This is a genomic window from Afifella pfennigii DSM 17143 (assembly GCF_000688515.1).
Lineage (GTDB): Bacteria > Pseudomonadota > Alphaproteobacteria > Rhizobiales > Afifellaceae > Afifella > Afifella pfennigii.
Map to the genome: position 1 here is coordinate 350071 of NZ_JHZK01000001.1, position 21678 is coordinate 371748.

General features: G+C 66.7%; 25 protein-coding genes. 16 read left to right on the forward strand and 9 right to left on the reverse strand.

The genetic code is table 11. The annotated features are described in order from the left end of the window. Positions 1 to 38 precede the first annotated feature (38 nt). The 3 genes from Q331_RS0101720 to Q331_RS0101730 form a co-directional block, all read right to left on the reverse strand. Positions 39 to 866, reverse strand: coding sequence for a DUF4198 domain-containing protein (locus tag Q331_RS0101720; RefSeq protein WP_245615486.1), 828 nt, complete (start codon positions 864 to 866; stop codon positions 39 to 41). After that, positions 863 to 1192 (reverse strand): hypothetical protein, encoded by a 330-nt coding sequence (locus Q331_RS0101725; protein WP_051630336.1) that lies wholly within the window; start codon positions 1190 to 1192, stop codon positions 863 to 865. Before Q331_RS0101725 ends, Q331_RS0101720 begins: the two co-directional genes overlap by 4 nt. A gap of 209 nt (positions 1193 to 1401) precedes the next feature. Further along, entirely contained in the window at positions 1402 to 2493 is a 1092-nt protein-coding gene (locus Q331_RS0101730) for a YeeE/YedE family protein (RefSeq protein WP_026379248.1), read from the reverse strand. 164 nt (positions 2494 to 2657) lie between these two features. On the opposite strand from Q331_RS0101730, the gene Q331_RS0101735 reads away from it, so the two are divergent. Further along, entirely contained in the window at positions 2658 to 3593 is a 936-nt protein-coding gene (locus Q331_RS0101735) for an MBL fold metallo-hydrolase (protein WP_034490592.1), read from the forward strand. 13 nt (positions 3594 to 3606) lie between these two features. Here Q331_RS0101735 and Q331_RS0101740 read toward each other — a convergent pair whose 3' ends face one another. The 3 genes from Q331_RS0101740 to Q331_RS19510 form a co-directional block, all read right to left on the reverse strand. Continuing rightward, the gene (locus Q331_RS0101740) at positions 3607 to 4701 is read right to left on the reverse strand and encodes a YeeE/YedE family protein (protein ID WP_026379250.1); all 1095 of its coding nucleotides are present in this window, start codon (positions 4699 to 4701) and stop codon (positions 3607 to 3609) included. A 95-nt stretch (positions 4702 to 4796) separates the two neighbouring features. Next, the gene (locus Q331_RS0101745; RefSeq protein WP_034490594.1) at positions 4797 to 5177 is read right to left on the reverse strand and encodes an ArsR/SmtB family transcription factor; all 381 of its coding nucleotides are present in this window, start codon (positions 5175 to 5177) and stop codon (positions 4797 to 4799) included. A 112-nt stretch (positions 5178 to 5289) separates the two neighbouring features. Further along, positions 5290 to 5652, reverse strand: a complete 363-nt coding sequence (locus Q331_RS19510; protein WP_034490595.1) for a thioredoxin domain-containing protein — start codon at positions 5650 to 5652, stop codon at positions 5290 to 5292. Between the two features lie 154 nt (positions 5653 to 5806). Here Q331_RS19510 and Q331_RS0101755 point away from each other — a divergent pair, with 154 nt between their 5' ends. The 15 genes from Q331_RS0101755 (at position 5807) to rfbD (ending at position 19239) form a co-directional block, all read left to right on the forward strand. After that, positions 5807 to 6541: a cytochrome c biogenesis CcdA family protein gene (locus Q331_RS0101755; protein WP_026379252.1), complete on the forward strand. Its 735-nt coding sequence runs from the start codon at positions 5807 to 5809 to the stop codon at positions 6539 to 6541. A gap of 54 nt (positions 6542 to 6595) precedes the next feature. Then, positions 6596 to 7186: a SoxW family protein gene (locus Q331_RS0101760; RefSeq protein ID WP_026379253.1), complete on the forward strand. Its 591-nt coding sequence runs from the start codon at positions 6596 to 6598 to the stop codon at positions 7184 to 7186. Positions 7187 to 7386: 200 nt separating this feature from the next. Beyond that, complete coding sequence (gene soxX / locus Q331_RS23335; RefSeq protein ID WP_245615487.1) at positions 7387 to 7791, forward strand: sulfur oxidation c-type cytochrome SoxX; 405 nt, start codon at positions 7387 to 7389, stop codon at positions 7789 to 7791. Between the two features lie 22 nt (positions 7792 to 7813). Next, on the forward strand, positions 7814 to 8269 hold the full coding sequence (gene soxY / locus Q331_RS0101770) for a thiosulfate oxidation carrier protein SoxY (protein ID WP_026379255.1): 456 nt from the start codon (positions 7814 to 7816) through the stop codon (positions 8267 to 8269). A gap of 21 nt (positions 8270 to 8290) precedes the next feature. Continuing rightward, positions 8291 to 8617: a thiosulfate oxidation carrier complex protein SoxZ gene (gene soxZ, locus Q331_RS0101775; RefSeq protein WP_026379256.1), complete on the forward strand. Its 327-nt coding sequence runs from the start codon at positions 8291 to 8293 to the stop codon at positions 8615 to 8617. A 95-nt stretch (positions 8618 to 8712) separates the two neighbouring features. Then, entirely contained in the window at positions 8713 to 9537 is an 825-nt protein-coding gene (gene soxA / locus Q331_RS0101780) for a sulfur oxidation c-type cytochrome SoxA (protein WP_051630379.1), read from the forward strand. A gap of 137 nt (positions 9538 to 9674) precedes the next feature. Continuing rightward, on the forward strand, positions 9675 to 11366 hold the full coding sequence (gene soxB / locus Q331_RS0101785) for a thiosulfohydrolase SoxB (RefSeq protein ID WP_026379258.1): 1692 nt from the start codon (positions 9675 to 9677) through the stop codon (positions 11364 to 11366). A 123-nt stretch (positions 11367 to 11489) separates the two neighbouring features. Further along, positions 11490 to 12749: a sulfite dehydrogenase gene (gene soxC / locus Q331_RS0101790; RefSeq protein WP_026379259.1), complete on the forward strand. Its 1260-nt coding sequence runs from the start codon at positions 11490 to 11492 to the stop codon at positions 12747 to 12749. Next, a complete protein-coding gene (locus Q331_RS0101795; protein ID WP_026379260.1) occupies positions 12733 to 13479 on the forward strand; it encodes a c-type cytochrome in 747 nt (248 codons plus the stop codon). The genes soxC and Q331_RS0101795 overlap by 17 nt, the downstream gene beginning before the upstream one ends. Positions 13480 to 13519: 40 nt before the next feature. After that, the gene (locus tag Q331_RS0101800) at positions 13520 to 14305 is read left to right on the forward strand and encodes a c-type cytochrome (RefSeq protein WP_026379261.1); all 786 of its coding nucleotides are present in this window, start codon (positions 13520 to 13522) and stop codon (positions 14303 to 14305) included. A gap of 17 nt (positions 14306 to 14322) precedes the next feature. After that, positions 14323 to 15606, forward strand: a complete 1284-nt coding sequence (locus tag Q331_RS0101805) for an NAD(P)/FAD-dependent oxidoreductase (RefSeq protein ID WP_026379262.1) — start codon at positions 14323 to 14325, stop codon at positions 15604 to 15606. 218 nt (positions 15607 to 15824) lie between these two features. Further along, positions 15825 to 16706, forward strand: coding sequence for a glucose-1-phosphate thymidylyltransferase RfbA (rfbA, locus tag Q331_RS0101810; RefSeq protein WP_026379263.1), 882 nt, complete (start codon positions 15825 to 15827; stop codon positions 16704 to 16706). After that, entirely contained in the window at positions 16699 to 17259 is a 561-nt protein-coding gene (gene rfbC, locus Q331_RS0101815) for a dTDP-4-dehydrorhamnose 3,5-epimerase (protein WP_026379264.1), read from the forward strand. The genes rfbA and rfbC overlap by 8 nt, the downstream gene beginning before the upstream one ends. 16 nt (positions 17260 to 17275) lie before the next feature. Further along, a complete protein-coding gene (gene rfbB / locus Q331_RS0101820) occupies positions 17276 to 18346 on the forward strand; it encodes a dTDP-glucose 4,6-dehydratase (RefSeq protein ID WP_026379265.1) in 1071 nt (356 codons plus the stop codon). Next, a complete protein-coding gene (rfbD, locus tag Q331_RS0101825) occupies positions 18343 to 19239 on the forward strand; it encodes a dTDP-4-dehydrorhamnose reductase (protein ID WP_026379266.1) in 897 nt (298 codons plus the stop codon). Before rfbB ends, rfbD begins: the two co-directional genes overlap by 4 nt. Here rfbD and phnN read toward each other — a convergent pair. The 3 genes from phnN to Q331_RS0101840 are packed head-to-tail and all read right to left on the reverse strand — an operon-like array spanning position 19236 to position 21669. Beyond that, on the reverse strand, positions 19236 to 19811 hold the full coding sequence (gene phnN / locus Q331_RS0101830; RefSeq protein ID WP_051630341.1) for a phosphonate metabolism protein/1,5-bisphosphokinase (PRPP-forming) PhnN: 576 nt from the start codon (positions 19809 to 19811) through the stop codon (positions 19236 to 19238). The genes rfbD and phnN overlap by 4 nt on opposite strands. 11 nt (positions 19812 to 19822) lie before the next feature. Continuing rightward, positions 19823 to 20962 (reverse strand): alpha-D-ribose 1-methylphosphonate 5-triphosphate diphosphatase, encoded by a 1140-nt coding sequence (locus Q331_RS0101835; protein WP_026379268.1) that lies wholly within the window; start codon positions 20960 to 20962, stop codon positions 19823 to 19825. Beyond that, positions 20959 to 21669 (reverse strand): DUF1045 domain-containing protein, encoded by a 711-nt coding sequence (locus tag Q331_RS0101840; protein WP_026379269.1) that lies wholly within the window; start codon positions 21667 to 21669, stop codon positions 20959 to 20961. Before Q331_RS0101840 ends, Q331_RS0101835 begins: the two co-directional genes overlap by 4 nt. Positions 21670 to 21678: the final 9 nt, after the last annotated feature.

Below are 21678 nucleotides of genomic sequence, written 5' to 3' on the forward strand. Positions count from 1 at the left end.
CAGAGGCCGCCGACCGGCAGGTCGGCGGCCGGCGGCGATCACTTCAAATCGTGGGCGCGCACCCAGATCACCGCGTCTTGCGAAAGTTCCTTGCCCTCGTGCTCGTTCATCGGCCCGCTGCCGAGGGCCGCGAAGCCCCAGAACCCGGCCTTCGGGATGCCGAAGGTGAAGACGCCGTTCGCATCCGTCACCGCCACGATCGCCCCGCCCGGCATCGGCGAGACGGTGGCCGCCCCGGCCGTGTCGGCCTCCATATCCGGCTCGGCGGCCATGTACTCCACCTCGATTTCCGCGCCCGGCACCGGCTCACCCTCCGACAGAAGCACGCCGGAGAAGCTGGAGCCGGCGATGAGGTTGGTCGGCTTGTTGAGCGGCACGATCTCTGTCGCCAGGCCGACCGGCTCGCTCCAGCCCGTCGGGATGCCGCCCTTGTTGAGGTAGGATTTGGTGAGCTGCTGGATGAAGATATCCTCGCTCTCCTCGTAATAGGGGGCGGGAACGAGGGCGAGGATATAGTCGCCGTTGCGCTTCACCGGCACGCTCGCCGAATAGGCCTTCGCCTCGTTCTGCGCGCCCTTGAAGGTGATCGGCGTCAGCGCCTCCGAGAGATCCTGCCTCTCACCCTTGAAGACCAGGAAGAACGCCTCCGGCTCGCCCATATCCATGACATGGCCGTTCTCCATCGGGTGCCAGAAGACCATCTTCAGCGGCACTTCGCCCGGCTTGGCGAGGTTCACTTGCGGCGTGTAGAGGAGCTGGAAATGCGCCTGCGCCGGCGAAGCGGCGACAAGTGCCGCGAAGGCTGCGGCGGCGAAAGCGGTTTTCACCGTCATCGCTGTCGCGATGCTGCCGTTACGGGGGCTCATTCGACGATCTCCGCGCCGGGGATCTCGATATGGTGCCCCTCGCCGCCCTCAAAGCTGACGGAGTAATCGCCTTCCGGCTTGTCGAACTCGAACTCGCTGTTGGCGTCCAGCTTGCCTTCCACGACGACGCCGCCGCCCGCATCCTTGACCAGCACCGGCACGTTCGCCGCCGAGGCGCCGTCGGAGAAACCGCCCTCGCACAGCACCGTGCCGTCGCCGTTGTCGTAACAGGAAAAGAGCGGCGTATGCGCCGCCGCCTGTCCCGCCAGCATGGTCGCCGCCACCGCGGCGAACGCCGCTCCAAGAACTCGCCTGCCTCTTCCCATAGCCCCTTCCTTTCCGTTCGCAGCGAAGGGCGCGGCAACGCCGCATCCGCGCCGATAAATTACATGACTTTGAAAGTCATATTATAAGGAACGGAAGAGATCAAGGCGGTATCTTGGGCCTGCGCGCTTTCGCCACGCACTGTGTAAGAAGGCCTTCGCGGAAAGCCGGCCGACGCCTCAAGGCCCTGACTGGTTGAAGCTTTTCGGCCTCAGACCGGCATGCCGCTGGTGGCGCCCGAAACGGCCGCTTGCGGCTTGCGCCCGTCCACCAGCCGATCGGTGACGATGGCCGACAGCCAGATCGCCGAGAGCGTCACCCAGGCCGTCAGAGCGATGACGGAGGCGCCGGTCACGCCCGCCCCCACGGCGCAGCCGCCGGCCAGCATACCGCCGAAGCCCATCAGCGCCGCGCCGAGAAGATAGCGGCGCATCGACAGGCCGTCCTGAAAGCCCTGGATCTGCAGCTCGCGCGTCAACAAGGCGGCGAGGAAGGAACCGAGGAACACGCCGGGCACGAGGCCGACATCGAAATCCAGGAGGGTCCCCGGCGGCGACAGGAACAGCATCAAGGTGTCCGCCGATGGCCCGGTGAAGGTGACGCCCTCCACCTGCACCGGATCGAAGGCCTGGCGCGACATGGAATCGGTGAACCACCAGGCGAGCGGTATGGCGAGCCCGACGCCGAGCGCGGCGATGCTGCGCCACCAGCCGGCGCGCGAGCGCACGGCGACATAGATGCCGGCCGCAAGCCATAGCAGGCACAGCCCGATCGCCACCGCCCGCGACATGCCGAGAAAGGCCAGCAGATCGTTGCCGCCGATATCGGCGGTGGTGAAGGTGGCCGCGATCCATTCGCGCGCCGGCTTGAGGAAGCCGCGCAGGCTCGCCTGCGCCACCACGGCGAAGACGAGGCCGGAGAGGAGCGCCCGCAGATTCCCCGTCGCCGAAAGCACCAGGAGCCGGCTTGCGCAACCGCGCGACAGGATCATCCCGGCGCCGAACATCAGCCCGCCGATGGCCGCCCCGGCCAGGCTCTGCGGCGAGGCGAGTTGGCGCGCTTCGGAGAGATTGGCCAGATCGCTGGCGATGAGAAGCTGCGTGCCGAGCACGGCCGAGGAGAAGGCGAGCAGCCAGACCGCCAGCCGCGGGCCTACGCTGCCATGCGAGAACTCGATCGCGGCAGCGCGCAGGCAAAAGCGGCTCTGCTGGGCAAAAGCACCGAAGACGAGGCCGACGACGAGCCCGCCCCCGGCGAGTATCCAGGGTTCGGAAAACCTGTCCAGGAAGAAATGGAGGTCCATCGGCCGCCTTCCGTGAAAGCCAAACCCGCGCAACGAGACCCGCCTTGCGGGCCGAAGCCGGGCGCATCTTCGGCAGGCTGCGGCCCCCCGCATTGACGTTGGTCAAGATGGCGGTGAGAATTCATATAAATATGCATATGTTTCGTGAAAAGGGAGGATTGCCGATGACTGGAGCCAAGGGTGCCACCCGCCGCGACGTGATGACCGCAGCCGCGGCCCTCGCCCTGGCCGGATTCGGCCTTCGCCCTCGCCCCCTCTTCGCCGCGACCGGCCTGCCGCTCGGCGAGCTGGAGGTGAGCGTTCTCTCCGATGGGCATCTCACCCTGCCGATGGATTTCGTCCTGCCGCAGACGACCAAGGAGGAAATCGAGGCCCTGTTCGCGCCGCACGGCCTGCCGACCGATGCGCTAAAGCCGCCGCTCAACGTCACGCTTTTGCGCGGCGGCGACCGGCTCATCCTCTTCGACGCCGGTTCCGGCCCGCGCTTTCAGGATACGGCGGGCGCGTTGCCTTCCGCGCTCGAGGCCGCCGGGATCGATCCTTCCGAAGTCACCGACGTCGTCTTCACCCATTGCCATCCGGATCATCTGTGGGGCGTGCTCGACGATTTCGACGAGCCGCTCTTCGCCGAGGCGACGCATTGGATGCCGCAGGACGAATGGGCCTATTGGCGCGACGAGGGCACGCTGGCGGCCACCCCGGAGGCGCGCAAGAGCTTCGTTGTCGGGGCGCAGAACCGCCTCGCCGCCATTGAGGATTTCGTCACCCTGGTCAGGCCCGGCGACGAGTTGCCCTTGGGTATCGAGGCTTTGGCCACTTTCGGCCATACGCCCGGCCACACCTCCTACGTCATCCATGGCGGCGGCGACAGCCTGCTGGTCACCGGCGACGCGCTCACCAACCACCTCTTCTCCTTCGAGCGGCCGGACTGGCCTTCCGGCACCGACCAGGACCCGCAGATGGGGGCCGCGACCCGCAAATCGCTTCTGGAGCGCATCGCCACGGACCGCATGCGCATCGTCGGCTACCACCTGCCGGAGCCTGGCATCGGCACGGCCGAGCGCAAGGACGGCGCCTACCGCTTCGTGCCCGCCGCCTAGAGCCTCTTAAGGCCTATTCGGCCGGCAGCTTGGGGTGCGAGCGGAAGGGGGCGAGCGGCGAGCCCTCCAGCAGCCATCCGAGCCCCATCCGCGCCCCGAGTGCGATGGAGACCATGACGATGGGCGCGGAGACGGCGAGCACCGAGACCGCCGTGACGCCCTGGCCGATGGTGCATCCCAGCGCGGCGACGCCGCCGATACCCATGAGCGTGCCGCCGAGAAGATGCCGGCCGAGCTCGCGCGCGTCGTCGCAGGCTTCCCAGCGCACATCATGCCGATGCCAGGCGCCGAGCGCCGCGCCGGCCAGGGTGCCGACGACGAGGCCGATGCCGTAATCGGGCAAGGTGCCGGTATAGGTCACCACCTGCAGGATCGTATCGCCCACCGGCACGACGAAGGAGCCGGCCTCAAGTTGCACCGGCCCGAAAGCCTGCGTCGCCGCCAGACTGGTCGCCAGCCAGCCGAAGGCGATGACGAGCCCGATCGCCGTGCCGGCGAGGATCTGGCGCGGCTTGCGCCAGTAGCTGCGCTCGCCGAAGACGAAGGCGAGCAGCGCCAGCGCCGCCATGACGGCGACCGCCAGCCGCAGATCCATTCCCGTCAGCGCCGAGGCGAGGCTGCCGAGCGACTGGTCGCCGGCGAAGGAAAGGTCCAGCGCCCAATTGTCGACAAGGCGGATGCGCGCCTGGCCGACGATGCCGCGTTGCGTGGCCAGCGCCGCCAGCCCGAGCGCCGTCAGCACCACCAGCGAGCGCAGGCTCCCCCCGCCGAGGCGGATGACCGCGCCGAAGCCGCAGGTGCCGACGAGCGCCATGCCGAAGCCGAAGAGAAGCCCGCCGCCGATGGCGCCCGTCAGCCCGAAGGTGGGCGACAGATAGAAGCTCTGCGACAGCTCCACGAGGCCGAGAAAGATCGCCGCCTGCGTGGCGATCAGCGCCGTCGCCGCCGCCAGCACCCAGGTCCTGAGCCCGGTTCCGTCTGCGGCATACCAGTAGCGCTCCAGCGCCGAGAGCGTGCAGAAGCGGCTCACCCGCGCCACATAGCCGAGTACGATTCCGGCTCCGACGCCGACCAGCGGCAGCCAGATCTGCGCGTCCAGCCCGCCCATGCGCATCTCCCCGTCCGCCGATCGCCCGGCGGTTGTTAACGAGGCTATGCTACGCGCCGTAAGGGTGTGAGGCAAATGGACGAAAGCGTCTCGCCTCAGCCCTCGTTCTTCTCCATCACAGGCCGGCAGAAGAGATCGTAGAGCGCCCCGATGATCTGCGACACTTCCTCGTCGGCGATACGGTAGAAGATCATCCGCCCGTCCCGCCGCGTGCTCACCAGGCGGTCGAAGCGCAGCCTGGCCAGCTGCTGGGAGACGGCGGCCTGCGGCATGGTGAGGATGTCTTCCAGCTCGGAGACGGATTTCTCGCCGTCGGAGAGAAGGCAGAGGATGAGAAGCCGCGTTTCATGCGACAGCGCTTTCAGCAGGTCGCTCGCCTGCCGTGCCTGCCCCACCAGCTCCTCCAGCTCGGAGCGGTCCTTGGGCGGCTTCAGCCGCGTGACGGTTTGCAGCGATCGCGCCTGCGCTTCTGTCATCTCAAAATACCTGCCTCGCGTCGCCTGCGCGGCGCGCCCGTAAGTTCTGCCGTCAAATGCTGAATTCGATGGGCGACAATAGTGCCATCCGCCCTGGCCGCAATGGCCGGAGCTACATGGCAGCCTCCTCCGTCGTCAGTTTGTCCAGCATTTCGGCGAAGAGGGGCCAGAAGAAGGCTTCGCCCGGATAGCCGCGCATGCGCGCCACTTCCGCCCCGTCCTGCAACAGGATGAAGGTCGGCGTCACCACCTCGCGGTCGATCTCGGCTAGCTCCTGCGGCCATCCCCCACTGATATCCACGAAACGAATGGGCGCGCGCCGGCCTTCCTCCGTCTTGGCGTAGGCCGGTCCGATCTCCGCATGCCAGCGCTCGCACCACACGCAGCCGGGCCGCTGAAGCATGATGAGCTCGCTCGCCCCCGCCTGGCCGATGGCGAGCAAGGCAAGGAGGAAGAACGTGGAGATGATGCGCATCGCGTCCCTGTTGGCAGGCCGCCGGCAAGGCCGCGGCGATTGCTCCGTCGAATTGCTGATTGCAATATATAGAAATTTCTGAATACTTCCACTCCATACCTTCAAACGCGCTGCGGCCCGATGGCGCGTCACATAATCCGATGATGGGGGAGGAATGCTCGAAGTCTCGATTGGAGCCGCATTCATAGCAGGCTTCCTGTCTTTCGTCTCGCCCTGCGTCTTGCCGATCGTGCCGCCCTATCTCTGCTACCTGGCGGGCGTCAGCCTCGATCAGCTCCGGGGCGAGGACGTGGCGCCCGGCACGGGGCGGCGCATCGTCCTGGCGGCGATCACGTTCGTGCTGGGCTTTACCACGGTCTTCGTCGCGCTCGGCGCCACGGCGAGCTTCGTCGGCCAGACGCTTGCCCGCTACTTCGATACGCTGGCCATCATCGCCGGCGTCATCATCATCATCATGGGCCTGCACTTTCTCGGCGTCTTCCGCATCGGGCTTTTGTACCGCGAGGCGCGCGTCAACGTGGACAAGAAGCCGGCGGGGCTCATCGGCTCCTATATCATGGGTCTTGCCTTCGCCTTCGGCTGGACGCCCTGCGTCGGCCCGGTGCTGGCGGCGATCCTCTTCGTCGCCGGCTCCACCGAGACCACCCTTCGCGGCGCCCTGCTCCTGGGCGTCTACGCCCTCGGCATCGGCATCCCCTTCATTCTTGCAGCGCTCTTCGCCAGCCGCTTTCTCGGCTGGGCCATGCGCTTCCGCCGCCATATGGCGACCGTGGAGAAAGCCATGGGCGGCCTTCTGGTATTCACCGGCATCCTGTTCGTCACCGGACAGATGTCGGCGATATCTTACTGGCTTCTGGAAACTTTTCCGGCCTTCTCGCAAATTGGCTGAGCCGCCAAGACGAACGCCGCCAATACGACGCCAACGACAATGGGAGGAAAGCTCATGCTCAAACACACCTTCACCGCCTTCGCCATGCTGGCGCTGGCGGCCCTTCTTCCCGCCCATGCGGTGGAAATCGGCGATGACGGTCTGCACAAGCAGAATTGGTTTTCCATCACCTTCCGCGACATCGCCGAGGACATCGAGACCGCCAATGACGAGGGCAAGCGCCTGGCCATCGTCTTCGAGCAGCGCGGCTGCATCTACTGCCGCAAGATGCATGAGGAGCTTCTCGCCGACCCGGAGGTGGCCGATTACATCCGCGAGAACTTCAAGGTCGTGCAGTACAACATGTTCGGCGACGAGGAGGTCACCGATCTCGACGGCGAGGTTCTGACGGAGAAGACCGCCGCGCGCAAATGGGGCTACGTCTTCACGCCGACCGTCGTGTTTCTGCCCGATGAGGTGCCGGAGGGCGTTTCGGTGCGCGATGCCGCCGTCGCCGTGATGCCCGGCGCCTTCAGCAAATGGACCTTCCTCAACATGTTCCGCTGGGTCAACGAGAAGGGCTACGAAGGCGAGGAGCACTTCCAGAAATACCACGCCCGCATCATCATGGAGTTGCGCGAAGCCGGCCGCCTGGAAGCCGAGTAGAACTGGAAAAACTAAACGAAAGCAGGGCCATATGTCATATATGCAAATAATTATATTTTCACATTGATGAGAAGCCCCGCGATGGCTAGGCTGCATCCTGCACTAGAAGCCGGAGCAACCGGCAAAGCCACGGGAGGAACGCGGTCGAGATGAACAGGATGCTGAAAATCGGGCTTGCAGCCTTTGGGGCTTGCTTGCCGATGTCGATCCCCGCCGGCGCCCAGACGGCGTCGGACGCGACGGCGGAGACATCGATGACGGGGGTGCCGGGAGATCCGGACACTGGCCGCAAGATCCTCGCCGACAGGAAGCTCGGCAACTGCCTTGCCTGCCACACCGTCTCTGACATGTCCGAGCACCCCTTCCAGGGCGACGTCGGCCCCACGCTCGATGGCGTCGCCAATCGCTGGGCGCCCGAGCAGCTGCGCGCCATTCTGGTCGACGCCAAGATGATGTTCGGCGACCAGACCATCATGCCGGGATTTTACACGCTCAAGGTCGGCGTCGACGTCGCCGAGCCGTTCCAGGGCGAGCGCATCCTGACGGCGCAGCAGGTGGAGGACGTGGTCGCCTACCTCACCACGCTGACCAAGGACCCAAACTAGTGCCACTGACGAGGAGAACACGATGAACCTGACGCGACGCGAAGCGCTGAGGCTCTCCGCCGGCGCCGCGATCCTGGCTTTCGCCGCAAGCCGCGCCGGACCGGCCTTGGCCGGCCCCGCGGAAACCGAGAAGGCGATGGCCGAGTTCACCGGCGGCGCCAGCCCCGCCACCGGCCGCATCACGCTGACGGCTCCGGAGATCGCCGAGAACGGCAACACCGTGCCGGTTTCCGTCTTTGTGGAGAGCCCGATGACGGACGAGGATCACGTCACCGAGGTGACGATCCTGGCGGAGGGCAATCCCAATCCGGGGGTGGCTACCTTCCACTTCACGCCGATGAGCGGCGATGCGACGGCCACCACCCGCATGCGCCTCGCCAAGACGCAGAACGTCATCGCCATCGCCAAGATGAGCGACGGCTCGGTCTTCATGGACAAGAAGGAAGTCAAGGTCACCATCGGCGGCTGCGGCGGCTGATCGAGAAGAGGAATTTAAGCCATGGCCACACCAAAACCGCGCGTCAAAGTGCCGAAGACGGCATCTCCTGGCGAGGTCGTCACCATCAAGACGCTGATCAGCCACGAAATGGAATCGGGTCAGCGCCGCGATCAGGACGGCAACACCATTCCGCGCAGGATCATCAACTCCTTCACCTGCACTTTCGATGGCGTGCCGGTCTTCTCCTGCGACATTGAGCCGGCGATCTCGGCCAACCCCTATTTCGAGTTCGCCGCAAAAGTGGAGAAGAGCGGCACCTTCGCCTTCGAATGGGTCGATGACGACGGCAGCGTCTACAGCACGGAAGCCGCCATCGAAGTGAAGTGACGGCAAGACGATGACTGGCGGGCAATGAACCTGTCGGCACAACGGGAGGAAATGTCTTGAACAACGCGAAAACTGGCCTTGCGGCCACCCTCGCGCTGGCCGTCGGCCTCGCTGCCGTCGGCCCGGCGCATTCCGATCCGGTCGACGACACGCTGGTCATCGACGGCGAATTGGAGATGGTCACCCGCGTCAAGGCGCCGGAGGGCCATCCCTTCGACGAGGTCATCTCCGGCTGGCACTACCGGACCGACGAGACCCGCGCCCTGGAGGCCGACACCTTCCAGAACCCGGGCATGCTCTACACGCAGCGGGGCGAAGAGGTATGGAACACCGTGGAGGGCGAGGCCGGCAAGTCCTGCGCCTCCTGCCACGAGGATGCCTCCGCCTCCATGAAGGGCGTCGGCGCACACTATCCCAAATGGAACGCGGCGGCCGGCAAGCCCTTCAACCTGGAGCTTCAGATCAACGATTGCCGCGTCAGCAACATGCAGGCCGAGCCCTACAAGTTCGACGATCCCGACCAGAAGGCGCTCGTCACCTTCGTCAAGCATCAGTCGCTCGGCATGCCCATGCAGATCGATCTCAGCGAAGGCGAGATGCAACAATGGTGGGAGCGCGGCAAGGAGCGCTACTATCTGCGCATGGGGCAGCTCAACCTCGCCTGCGCCACCTGCCACGAGAACTATAACGGCAATTACATCCGCGCCGATCATCTCAGCCAGGGCAACGTCAACGGCTTTCCCACCTATCGGCTGAAGCAGGCGAATATGGTCTCGCTGCACAACCGCTTCCGCGGTTGCATCCGCGACACCCGCGCCGAACAGCCCAAGGCCTTCTCCGACGATCTGATGGCGCTGGAGGTCTACGTCACCTGGCGCGGCACGGGTCTTTCCATCGAGACGCCGGCGGTGCGCCAGTAACGCCCGAACAAGGCGCGGCGGCGAGCCCGCCGCGCTTCTCGCTTGCCGCGGACCCTGCGTCCGGCGCGGCGAGAAGGGGAAGAGGAGACCAAGGCCGGCGCGCCGCCATGGCAGCCCCGGCCGCAGCGGAAGGTAACATGTTCTCACGACGCGAATTTCTCATGGCCGCGACCGCCACCGGAGCGATCCTCGGCAGCGGTGTTGCGGGGCGCTGGTCGCGCGTCATGGCCCAGCAGGGACTCAGCGAGGAGAGCCTCCTGGCCATGCCCGCCTACGGCAACGTCACGCTGGTGCACATCACCGATCTGCACGCCCAGTTGAAGCCGGTCTATTTCCGCGAGCCTTCCGTCAATCTCGGCGCCGGCGAGGTGGCCGGCCTGCCGCCGCATGTGACCGGTGCCGATTTCCTCAAGCTCTACGACATCGAGCCCGGCTCGCCGGAGGCTTACGCCCTTACCTACGAGGATTTCGTCGCCTTGGCGCAGACCTACGGCAGGATGGGCGGGCTCGACCGCGTCGCCACCGTCGTCAAGCGCATCCGCGCCGAGCGCGGCGACAACATGCTGCTTCTGGACGGCGGCGACACCTGGCAGGGCAGCTACACCGCCAACGCCACCAAGGGCGCCGACATGATCGAGGTCATGAACGCGCTTTCGCCCGACGCCATGACCGGCCATTGGGAGTTCACCTACGGCATGGAGCGCGTTCAGGAGGCGATTGAGGCCCTGCCCTTCCCCTTCCTCGGCTCCAACATCTACGACACCGAATGGAACGAGCCGGCCTTCCCGCCCATGCAGATGTTCGAGCGCGGCGGCGTCAAGGTCGCCGTGATCGGCCAGGCCTTCCCCTATACGCCGATCGCCAATCCGCGCTGGATGATACCCACCTGGTCCTTCGGCATCCGCGAGGAGGATATCGCCGCCCATGTGCAGGAGGCGCGCGGCGAGGGCGCCGAGCTCGTCGTGCTTCTTTCCCACAACGGCTTCGACGTCGACCGCAAGCTCGCCTCGCGCGTCCCCGGCATCGATGTCGTCCTGACCGGCCATACCCACGACGCCCTGCCGGAGCCGGTCATGGTCGGCAAGACGCTGCTCGTCGCCTCCGGCTCCAACGGCAAGTTCGTGTCCCGCCTCGACCTTGACGTGAAGGACGGCGAGGTGAAGGGCTTTGCCTACCGGCTCATCCCGGTCTTCGCCGATGTGATCGCGCCCGACGCGGAAATGACCGCCCTCGTCGACAAGGTGCGCGCCCCCTACGAGGCGGAGCTGTCGCGCGAGCTCGCCCGCACCTCCTCCCTGCTTTACCGCCGCGGCAATTTCAACGGCACGCTCGACGATCTCTTCTGCCACGCCCTTTTGGAGGAGCGCGACGCCGACATCGCCCTGTCGCCGGGCTTTCGCTGGGGCACCAGCCTGTTGCCGGACACCCCGATTACGGTGGAGGACCTGCACAATGGCTGCGCCATGACCTATCCGGCCGCCTATCGCAACTCGATGAGCGGCGAGATGCTGAAGAACATCCTGGAGGACGTCGCCGACAACCTCTTCAACCCCGACCCCTACTACCAGCAGGGCGGCGACATGGTGCGCGTCGGCGGCATGTCCTACGCCATCGATCCGGAAGCCGCGATGGGCGCGCGCATTTCCGACATGGTGCTCGCCTCCACCGGCGAGAGGATCGAGCCCGGCAAGGAGTACACCGTCGCCGGCTGGGCTTCCGTCAACGAGGCGACCGAGGGCCCGCCCATCTGGGAGGTCGTCGAGGCCTGGTTGGCCAGGAACCCGCTCGTGGAGATCCCCGAGGATCGGGCGGTGCGCGTCAAGGCCTAGCCCGCGCGGCGCGAGTTGGCGCCAAGAACCGCATATGCCGGTTGAGCGCGGCGGCCTTTCGGGCTATACATAGAAAACTTTGCATATATTGCGCTGCCTTGCGCAGCCGATCGGGAGAACGCGATGGGGCAACACAAGGGCATCAACCGCCGCGGGCTATTGACCGCCGGCCTCGCCATGGGAGGGGCGGCGCTGTCTGCGCCCGCCGCCCGGGCCGCCGGCGACCCCGCCATCTTGGAGGTGCAGGACTGGAACCGCTATCTCGGCTACGGCGTCCAGGCGCGCCCCTATGGCACGCCCTCCGAATTCGAAGCGCATGTGGTTCGCCGCGATGTGGAATGGCTGACGGCCACGACCGAGAGCTCCGTCAACTTCACCCCGCTTCACGATCTTGACGGCATCATCACGCCCAACGGCCTGTGCTTTGAGCGCCATCACGCCGGCATCGCCGAAATCGACCCGGCCCAGCACCGGCTGATGATCAACGGCCTGGTGGAAAAGCCGCTGGTCTTCACCATGGAAGATCTGATGCGCTTTCCCCGCGTCAACCGCGTCTACTTCCTGGAATGCGCGGCCAATTCCGGCATGGAATGGCGCGGCTCGCAGCTCAATGGCTGCCAGTACACGCACGGCATGGTCCATTGCGTCATGTATACGGGCGTGCCGCTGAAGACGGTGCTGGACGAGGCGGGCCTGAAGGGCACCGCCAAATGGCTGCTGCCGGAAGGCGCCGACGCGGCCGCCATGACGCGTTCCATCCCCATCGACAAGGCGCTCGACGATTGCCTCATCGCCTTCAAGATGAACGGCGAGGCTTTGCGCCCGGAACAGGGCTATCCCTTGCGCCTCGTCGTGCCCGGCTGGGAAGGCAATATGTGGGTGAAGTGGCTGCGCCGCATCGAGGTCGGCGACGAGCCGTGGCATCAACGCGAGGAAACCTCCAAATACACCGACCTGTTGGCGAACGGCACGGCGCGGCGCTTCACCTGGGTGATGGACGTGAAATCCGTCATCACCAGCCCCAGCCCGCAGCTTCCCGTGAAGCACGGCAAGGGCCCGCTGGTGATCTCCGGCCTCGCCTGGTCCGGCAACGGCACCGTCAAGCGGGTCGATGTCACCATCGATGGCGGGCGCAACTGGACGACGGCGCGGCTTGACGGGCCGAGCCTGCCCAAGGCCCTGCATCGCTTCTATCTCGACATCGACTGGGACGGCTCGGAACTCTTGCTGCAATCGCGGGCGATCGACGAGAACGGCGTCGTGCAGCCGACCAAGAACGAGCTTCGCAGCGCTCGCGGCGAGAACTCCATCTACCACAACAACGGCATCCAGACCTGGCATGTCAAAGCCGATGGGACGGTCGAGAATGTCGAAATCTCCTAAGCTCATCGCCGCGGCCTTCATCGCCGCGGCATGCCTTGCCGCCGGCCTTCTCGCTGACGAGCGCACCGCCCACGCCGAGGAGGCCTCCGCCCCTGCCGAGGCGGCGCCCGAGCCGCGGGCGCGCGCTTTCGGTCTCGGCCGCGAGGCGACGCCGGAAGAGATCGCCGCCTGGGACATCGACATCCGCCCCGACGGGGCCGGCCTGCCGGCCGGAAGCGGCACGGTGCTCGCCGGCGACGAGCTCTTTCAGGAGCAATGCGCCGTCTGCCACGGCGTCTTCGGCGAGGGAGCGGGCCGCTATCCGGTCCTTGCCGGCGGCTTCGACACCCTCACCAAGGAGCGGCCGGAAAAGACCGTCGGCTCTTACTGGCCTTACCTGTCGACGCTCTACGATTACATCCGTCGCGCCATGCCTTTCGGCAACGCCCATTCTCTGACCGACGACCAGGTCTACGCATTGACTGCTTATCTCCTTTACCTCAACGATATCGTGACGGATGAGGATTTTGAGCTGTCGAAGGAGAACTTTGCCGAGATTACCTTGCCCAACGAGGACAACTTTGTTCCCGACGACCGCATGGAGGAGGCGCATTACCGTGATGCGGCCGAGCCTTGCATGAAGGATTGCAAGCCGGATCCGGCGAAAGTGGTGATGCGCGCACGCATTCTCGATGTGACGCCGGGAAGCATAGAAGACGATGAAGGAGCGGGCGCCGGCGCCGTCGATTGACGGCTCTGCGCTTCAAGCTTCCATTGCGGAGGAACGTCCAATGCGCCAAGCAGGGCGCGCCCTGACGCTTGCAGCGGGGATCGCCGCGATGGCGCTCACCGCCGGCGCGGCTGCGGCTGCGGGCAATCTGGCTGCGCGCAATCCGGCTGCGAGCGATCTGGCCCCGAGCGATCCGATTACGAGCGATCCGGTTACGGGCGATCCGGCGGCGGGCGAGAAGGTCTTCAAGGAATGTCGCTCTTGCCATCAGGTCGGGGCTGGCGCCCGCAACGGCATCGGCCCGCATCTCGACAAGCTCTTCGGCCGCCAGGCCGGCAGCCTGGAGGGCTTCGCCTATTCCCTGTCCCTGCGCCGCAAGGGCTCGCAGGGCCTTGTCTGGAATGAAGAGACGCTCGACATCTACCTGTCGAAACCGCAGGCCTACGTGCCTGGCACGCGCATGTCCTTTCGCGGCATGCCGGACGAGCAGGCGCGGCATGACCTCATCGCCTATCTGCGAGAAGCCTCCGCCGAGGCGCCGGCCGAGGACCCGACCGCCCCTCCCTCGCCGCGCGACGAGATCGGCGCCATCGCCATGAGCATCGAGGGCGATCCGGATTTCGGCGAGTACCTGTCCAACGAGTGCGTTACCTGCCACCAGCCGTCGGGCCGCGCCGACGGCATCCCGTCCATCGTCGGCTGGCCGAAGGTCGACTTCGTGCGGGCTCTGTTTGAGTACAAGACCAATGTCCGCAGCCACGAGGTCATGCGGATGGTCACCCGCAATCTCGGCAATGACGAGATCGCGGCGCTGGCGGCCTATTTCGGCTCGCTGTCGCCGCAATAACCTAAGGGGAGCACATCATGACAAAGATGACACGTCGGACGTTCGGGCTGCTTTCGGGAGCGGCGACTTTCAGCCTCGCCCTGCCCACCTATCTGCGGGCCCAGGACCGTCCGAAGGTTGTGGTCATCGGCGGCGGCGCCGGCGGGGCGACGGCGGCGCGCTACATCGCCAAGGATTCGGAAGGCGCCGTCGATGTGACGCTGATCGAGGCGAACCCGCAATACACCACCTGCTTCTTCTCCAACCTCTATCTCGGCGGCTTCCGCAGCTTCCAATCCATCACCCACAGCTATGACGTCCTGGCTTCCAATTTCGGCATTTCCGTCGTCACCGGCATGGCCGATGCCATCGATCGCGAGGCCAGGGAAGTGGTCATGGCCGATGGCAGCCGTGTCCCCTATGACAGGCTCGTCGTCTCGCCGGGCATCGATCTCATCTGGGATTCCGTTCCCGGCTATTCAGAGGAGGCGGCCGAGATCATGCCGCATTCCTGGAAGGCCGGTCCGCAGACCAGGCTTCTGAAGGAGAAGCTGGACGCGATCGAGAACGGCCAGCAGATCGTCATGGTGGCGCCGCCGAACCCCTATCGCTGCCCGCCGGGCCCCTACGAGCGCGTCTCCATGTTCGCGCATATCCTGAGCTCCAAGGGCTACACCGACGCCAAGATCGTCGTCCTCGATCCGAAGTCGAAATTCTCCAAGCAGGCGCTCTTCCAGGAGGGCTGGGAGAAGCATTATCCCGGCATGGTCGAATGGTACGGCCCCGACGTGCATGGCGGCATCAAGGGCGTCGATCCCTCCACCGGCTCGGTGGAGACCGATTTCGACACTTTCAAGGGCGATCTCGTCAACGTCATCCCCGCCCAGAAGGCGGGCGAGATCGCCCAGAAAGCCGGTCTTGCCAACGACACCGGCTTCTGTCCCATCGACCCGGAATCCATGCGCTCCACCATGGACGAGAACATCTTCGTCCTCGGCGATGCCTGCATCGCCGGCGACATGCCGAAATCGGCCTTCTCGGCCAACAGCCAGGCCAAGGTGGCGGCAATGAATGTGCGCGGCGACCTCACCGAATCCAAGGTTTTCCCCGCCCGCTACGCCAATACCTGTTGGAGCCTCATTGCCACCGACGACGGGGTGAAGGTGGGCGCACAATACGCGCCGACGGAGGAGAAGATCGCCTCCACCACCTCCTTCATCAGCCAGACCGGCGAGGATTCGGCCCTGCGCAAGGCGACCTACGAGGAATCGCTCGGCTGGTATGCCGGCATCACCTCCGACATTTTCGGCCGCCAGGGCTGAGCGGGGCCGCCGCTGAGGCGGCTTTGCGGCTCACGATCGGGCCGGCTCGTCCGCGGGCGGGCCGGCCCGGCGCTTTTCGCCCCCACCCGCCGCCGGCGCGCGGCCGCCGCGCCTATCGACCCGCGGGCCGCTTTCCACTATGCCGCTCGCCAGGCCGCGCCCTCGCAAGCTGAGGGCACCGGGCGGCGCGATAACGGGACCTTGGCACGGACCATGCGATGAAGGGCATCATCCTCGCCGGCGGCAACGGCACCCGGCTCTATCCATTGACGATTTCGGCCTCCAAGCAGCTCCTGCCCATCTACGACAAGCCGATGGTCTTCTATCCGCTGGCGACGCTGATGCTCGCCGGCATCCGCGACATCCTCATCATCACCACGCCGCGCGACATGGCGAGCTTTGAGGCGCTGCTCGGCGACGGCTCCGCCTTCGGCGTCGATATCTCCTACGCCGCCCAGCCCGAGCCCAGAGGCCTTGCGGAAGCCTTCGTCATCGGCCGCGATTTCGTCGGCGGCGACGCGGCCGCGCTCATCCTCGGCGACAACATCTTCTATGGCGCCGGCCTGTCCGGGCTGATGCGCGAGGCCGCCTCACGCCAGTCTGGCGCAACCGTCTTCGCCTATCACGTGGAGGATCCGCAGCGTTACGGCGTCGTCTCCTTCGACAAGAAGAGCGGGCGCGCCCTCACCATCGAGGAAAAGCCGGTCGAGCCGAAATCGTTCTGGGCCGTGACGGGGCTTTATTTCTATGACAACGACGTTCTCGACATCGCCGCCGCAATCCGCCCCTCACAGCGCGGCGAATTGGAGATCACCGATGTCAACCGCGCCTATCTTGAGCGTGGCGACCTCAATGTGTGCCGTCTCGGCCGGGGCTTCGCCTGGCTCGATACCGGCACCTGTGACAGCCTGCACGAGGCTGCCGCTTTCGTGCGCACCATCGTCCACCGCCAGGGAATCCAAGTGATGTGCCCGGAAGAGATCGCCTTCGAGCTCGGCTATCTGACGGCCGAGGACGTCTTGGCGCGCGCCGACACGCTCGGCCGCACCGCCTATGCCGATTATCTGCGCCGCCGCATCGGGGAGCTTTCCGGTGATTGAAGCCTACCCGCTCGCCCTTGACGGGCTTTTTGAGATCCGCCCGCGTCGCTTCGACGACCGGCGCGGCTTCTTTTCGGAGACCTACAACGCCAGGGGCCTTGCCGAGCACGGCATCGAGCTCGCCTTCGTGCAGGACAACCATTCCCTGTCGCACCAGGCGGGGGTCCTGCGCGGCCTGCACTACCAGCTGCCGCCGCACGCCCAGGCCAAGCTGGTGCGCGTGCCGCGCGGGCGCATCTTCGATGTCGCGGTCGATATCCGCCAGGGCTCGCCGACCTTCGCCAGATGGGTGGGCATTGAGCTTTCGGCCGAGAAGTGGAACCAGCTTCTCGTTCCCGTCGGCTTCGCCCACGGCTTTCTGACGCTGGAGCCGGAGACGGAGGTGATCTACAAGGTGAGCGACTATTACGCGCCGGAGCACGATCGCACGCTGCGCTTCGACGATCCTGAGATCGGCATCGACTGGCCGCTCGGCACGGCCCAGCCGATCCTTTCCGATCGCGACCGCAACGCGCCGCTGCTGCGCGAGGCCGAGATATTCCTCTATTCGTGACAGCGAGATCGCGGCCATGAGGGTCCTTGTCACCGGCGGCGCAGGCTTCATCGGCTCCGCCTTCTGCCGCCACCTCGTCGCGGTCGGCGCCGAACGCGTCGTCAATGTCGACAAGCTCACCTATGCCGGTAACCTCGCTTCGCTCCGCGCTCTCGCCGATGCGCCGAATTACGTCTTCCACCGTCTCGACATCGCCGACGCGCCCGCGCTTCTTCAGCTGATGCGCGCAGAGCGCGTCGACAAGGTCGTGCATCTGGCCGCCGAGAGCCATGTCGACCGCTCCATCGACGGGCCGGCGGCCTTCGTAGAGACCAACGTCGTCGGCACCTTCCGACTTCTGTCCGCCGCGCTCGATTACTGGCGCGGCCTTGCCGGCGCGGCGGCGGAGGATTTCCGCTTCCACCATGTCTCCACCGACGAGGTGTTCGGCGACCTCGCCGCCGACGATGCCCCCTTCACCGAGGCGACGCCTTACGCGCCGCGCTCGCCCTATTCGGCCTCCAAGGCGGCCTCCGACCATTTCGTGCGCGCCTGGCACGCCACCTACGGCCTGCCGGTCGTTCTGACCAACTGCTCCAACAATTACGGCCCCTTCCACTTCCCGGAAAAGCTCATCCCGCTCGTCATCCTGAGCGCGCTGCACGAAGAGCCCCTGCCCGTCTACGGCGACGGCGCCAATGTGCGCGACTGGCTCTTCGTGGAGGATCATGCCCGCGCCCTGGAGCTGGTCATGACGCGCGGCGACACCGGCGAGACCTACGCCGTCGGCGCCAGGGCCGAGCGCTCCAACCTTCAAGTCGTGCACGCCATCTGCGACCTTCTCGACGCAAGGCGCCCGCTCCCCGGCGGCCAGAGCCACCGCGAGCTGATTGTCTTCGTGGAGGACCGGCCGGGTCACGACCGCCGCTACGCCATCGACCCTTCGCGCCTGGAACGCGAGCTCGGCTGGCGGCCCGAGGAAAGCTTTGAGAGCGGCCTGGCGCGGACCGTCGACTGGTATCTTCAGAACGCATGGTGGTGGCGTCCCCTGCGCGAAAGCCGCTACAAGGGCGAGCGGCTTGGAAAGCTGGAGGTGCAGCGACGATGAGGCTGGTCGTCACCGGCCGCCAGGGGCAGCTCGCCCGCGCGCTCCTGGAGCGCGGCGAGGCGGCGGGTGTTGAAATCCTCGCCCTCGGCCGGCCCGAGCTCAATCTCGCCGTGCCGGCGAGCATCGCCTCGGCCCTTGCCGCCGCCCGGCCCGATATCGTCGTCTCCGCCGCCGCCTATACCGCCGTCGACGCCGCCGAGGACGAGCCGGACCTTGCCTTTCTCGTCAACGAGCGCGGCGCCGGCGAGGTCGCCGCGGCCGCGGCGAGCCTTGGCGTGCCGGTCGTCCACCTTTCCACCGATTACGTCTTCGCCGGCGCGGGCGACGCGCCGCACGCCGAGAGCGCGCCGACGGCTCCGGCAAGCATCTACGGCGCCAGCAAGCTCGCCGGCGAGGCGGCGGTGCGCGCCGCCAATCCGCGCCATGTGATCCTTAGAACCGCCTGGGTCTACAGCCCGTTCTCGCGCAATTTCGTGCGCACCATGCTGCGTCTTGCCGAAAACGGCGAGGAAATCGCCGTCATCGACGATCAATGGGGCAATCCGACCTCCGCTTTCGATCTCGCCGACGCCGTCCTGGCGGTCGCCGCGCGCTGGCGGACCGCGCCGGAGAGCTTTGCCGCCGGCACCTATCATCTCGCCGGCGCCGGCGAGGCGAGCTGGTGCGAGCTTGCCCGCGAAATCTTCGCCCTCAGCGCAAAGGCCGGCGGCCCGGCCGCCGCCGTGCGCGCCATCGCCGGCGCCGAATATCCTCAAAAAGCGGCCCGCCCGAAAAATTCCCGGCTCGATTGCCGCCTCTTCGCAAAGACGTTTGGCTATGCCGCCCCGCCCTGGCGGGAAAGCTTGCGGAAGGTCGTGGAGCGCCTTGTCGCCGAAACCGGCGAGCGCGTTTAGGACGGCGCTTCGGCCGCTCCGACGCAGCCCTTGAGAAGGGCGAGAAAATCCTCGCCCGCCACCGCAAGCGGCCCGGAATTGTCGAGGCGCACGACATCCGACCCGCTCGGCAGGCCGATTTCGGCCCGGTCGAGCCGGCGCGCGATATCCGCCTCGCTTTCCCGGCCGCGGCCGCGCAGCCGCTCCGCCAGCACCTCGCGCCGCGCCGTCACCACCACGACGCGAAGCGGAAGGAAACGCTGGCGCGCCTCCGCCACCGCCAGGCGCGAGGCGTTGACGACGACGCTGCGGCCGGCGGCGAGATCGGCCGCGATGCTGGCGGGAACGCCGTAGCTGAGCCCGTGCGCCCGCCAATGGAGGGCGAAACCGCCGGTCTCCGCCCTTTCGCGGAAAAGCTCCTCGGTGAGCGTGGCATGGTCCTCAAAGGCGCCCTCCGCGCGGGTGATCGTCCGCCGGGCGAAGACGATGCGCGCCTCGTCGGCGAGCGCCTTGCGGCCGTACTCGATGAGGGAATCCTTGCCGGCGCCGCTCGGCCCGACGACGAGGATAAGGGTGCCGCGCCTCGCTTCCATCTTCGCCTGCCTCAGGCGACGCGCCGCGCCTGCCGCCAGACGGAGCGCACCACCGGCACGCCCTCGTCGAGGCGCACCTGTACGAGGTCGGCCCGGCGCCCCGGCTCCAGGGCGCCGCGATCGGTGAGGCCGACGGCATCTGCCGGCTTCGTCGTCACCATGGCGACGGCCGCCGGCAGGCCCATGCCATGCGGCGCCTCGGCCAGGACGAAGGTCGCCTGAAGAAGGCTGAAGGGTACGTAATCGGAGGAGAGCACGTCGAGCACGCCCGCTTGCGCCAGCTCCGCCGCCGCCACGTTGCCCGAATGCGAGCCGCCGCGCACCACGTTGGGCGCGCCCATCAGGACATGCATGCCGGCCTGATGCGAGGCGCGAGCGGCCGCCATCGTGGTCGGGAACTCGGCCAGATGCACGCCCTGCTCCACCGCCTCGGCGACATGTTCCTCCGTCGCGTCGTCATGGCTGGCGAGCACGATGCCGCGCGCCCGGCAGGCTTCCGACAGCGCCTTGCGGTGGCCCGGCGCCCAGCGTCCCGCCTCCGCCACGCGCCGTTCCACGAAGGCGTTGAACTCGGCGTCCGGCATACCGGTCTTGCCCTGGTAGTAGAGGCGGTAGGCGTCGAAGCTGGTGAACTGGCGCTGGCCCGGCGTGTGGTCCATCAGCGAGACGAGGCGCAGGCGGCTGTCGTCGTCGAAGAGCGAAAAGCCCTCCATCACGTCGGAGGCGGAGACCTCGCAGCGCAAATGGATGAAATGCTCCGCCCGCAGCCGATCGCGCGCCTGGCATTCCTCGATGGCGTCGGCCAGGGCGCGCGTCTCGCTGGCATCGACGCGCATATCCTCGTCGGCGCCCACGCGCAGCGCGTCGAGCACCGTGGTGATGCCGGAGGCGGCGATCTGCCCGTCATGCGCCTGTACGGCGACGGGCGGGTTCCAGCGCACGCCCGGACGCGGCGCGTAATGGCTCTCAAGATGGTCGGTATGCAGCTCCACCAGGCCCGGCAGGAGATAATCGCCCTCAAGGTCGATGCCGACGCGGCCTGTGCCCGGCTCGCCGATTTCGGCGATCTGGCCGTCGCGCACCAGGAGATCGCCGTGATGCACCTCCTCGGCCAGAACCATTCTTGCGTTGCGATAGACGATCTCGTTCATACCGGCATGACCTGCTGCGCCGCCTGTTTCAAAGCGCGGCGGCGATATTGCGTGAAGGGCTCGCCCGTCTCAGGCTCCACGAAAATCGAGACGGAATCGAGACATAGCGGATGCGCGAGCGCGCCGGCGAAATGCTCCGCCAGCGCCCGCTCGATGACGGGTCGGCGCGCCTCCTCCACCGGCCCGGTCAACGTCATGTGGAAGCGGAATTCCTCAAAGACGTAAGGGTAGCCCCAGCGCATGAGATGGGCGCGCTGGGGCTCGCTCAGGCTCTGCGGCCTGCGCCGCTCGATCTCCGCCGCCGTCAGCGGCGCGCGGAAACCGTCGAAGGCGCGCACGATCTCGCCGGCGAAGTCGTTCAAGCCCGGCGGCGGCGCCTCCGGCACCAGCGCGAAGAAGGGGCCGATCCGGGCGATTTCCAGGCGGCCGAGAGGAAGCCCTTCCCGCCCGTCGCAAAAGCCGGCGAGCGCCGCTTCCAGCGCCGCCAGATCGCAGCCCGCTGCGAGGCTGAAGGGCGGCTTCAGCGTGGCGTGGAAGCCGTAGCGGCGCGGCTCCGCGGTGATCTCGGCCATCTGTTCGGCGCCGATATTGCGGGGCGCCGCCTGCGCCGAGCTCTGCCCGCTCGTCACCTCGCGGCCGAGCCAGCTTGTCGCCGCCTTGGCGAGCGGATGATCGCCGGCGGGCGTGAAATAAAGGGCGGCTCGCATCTTTGCTGT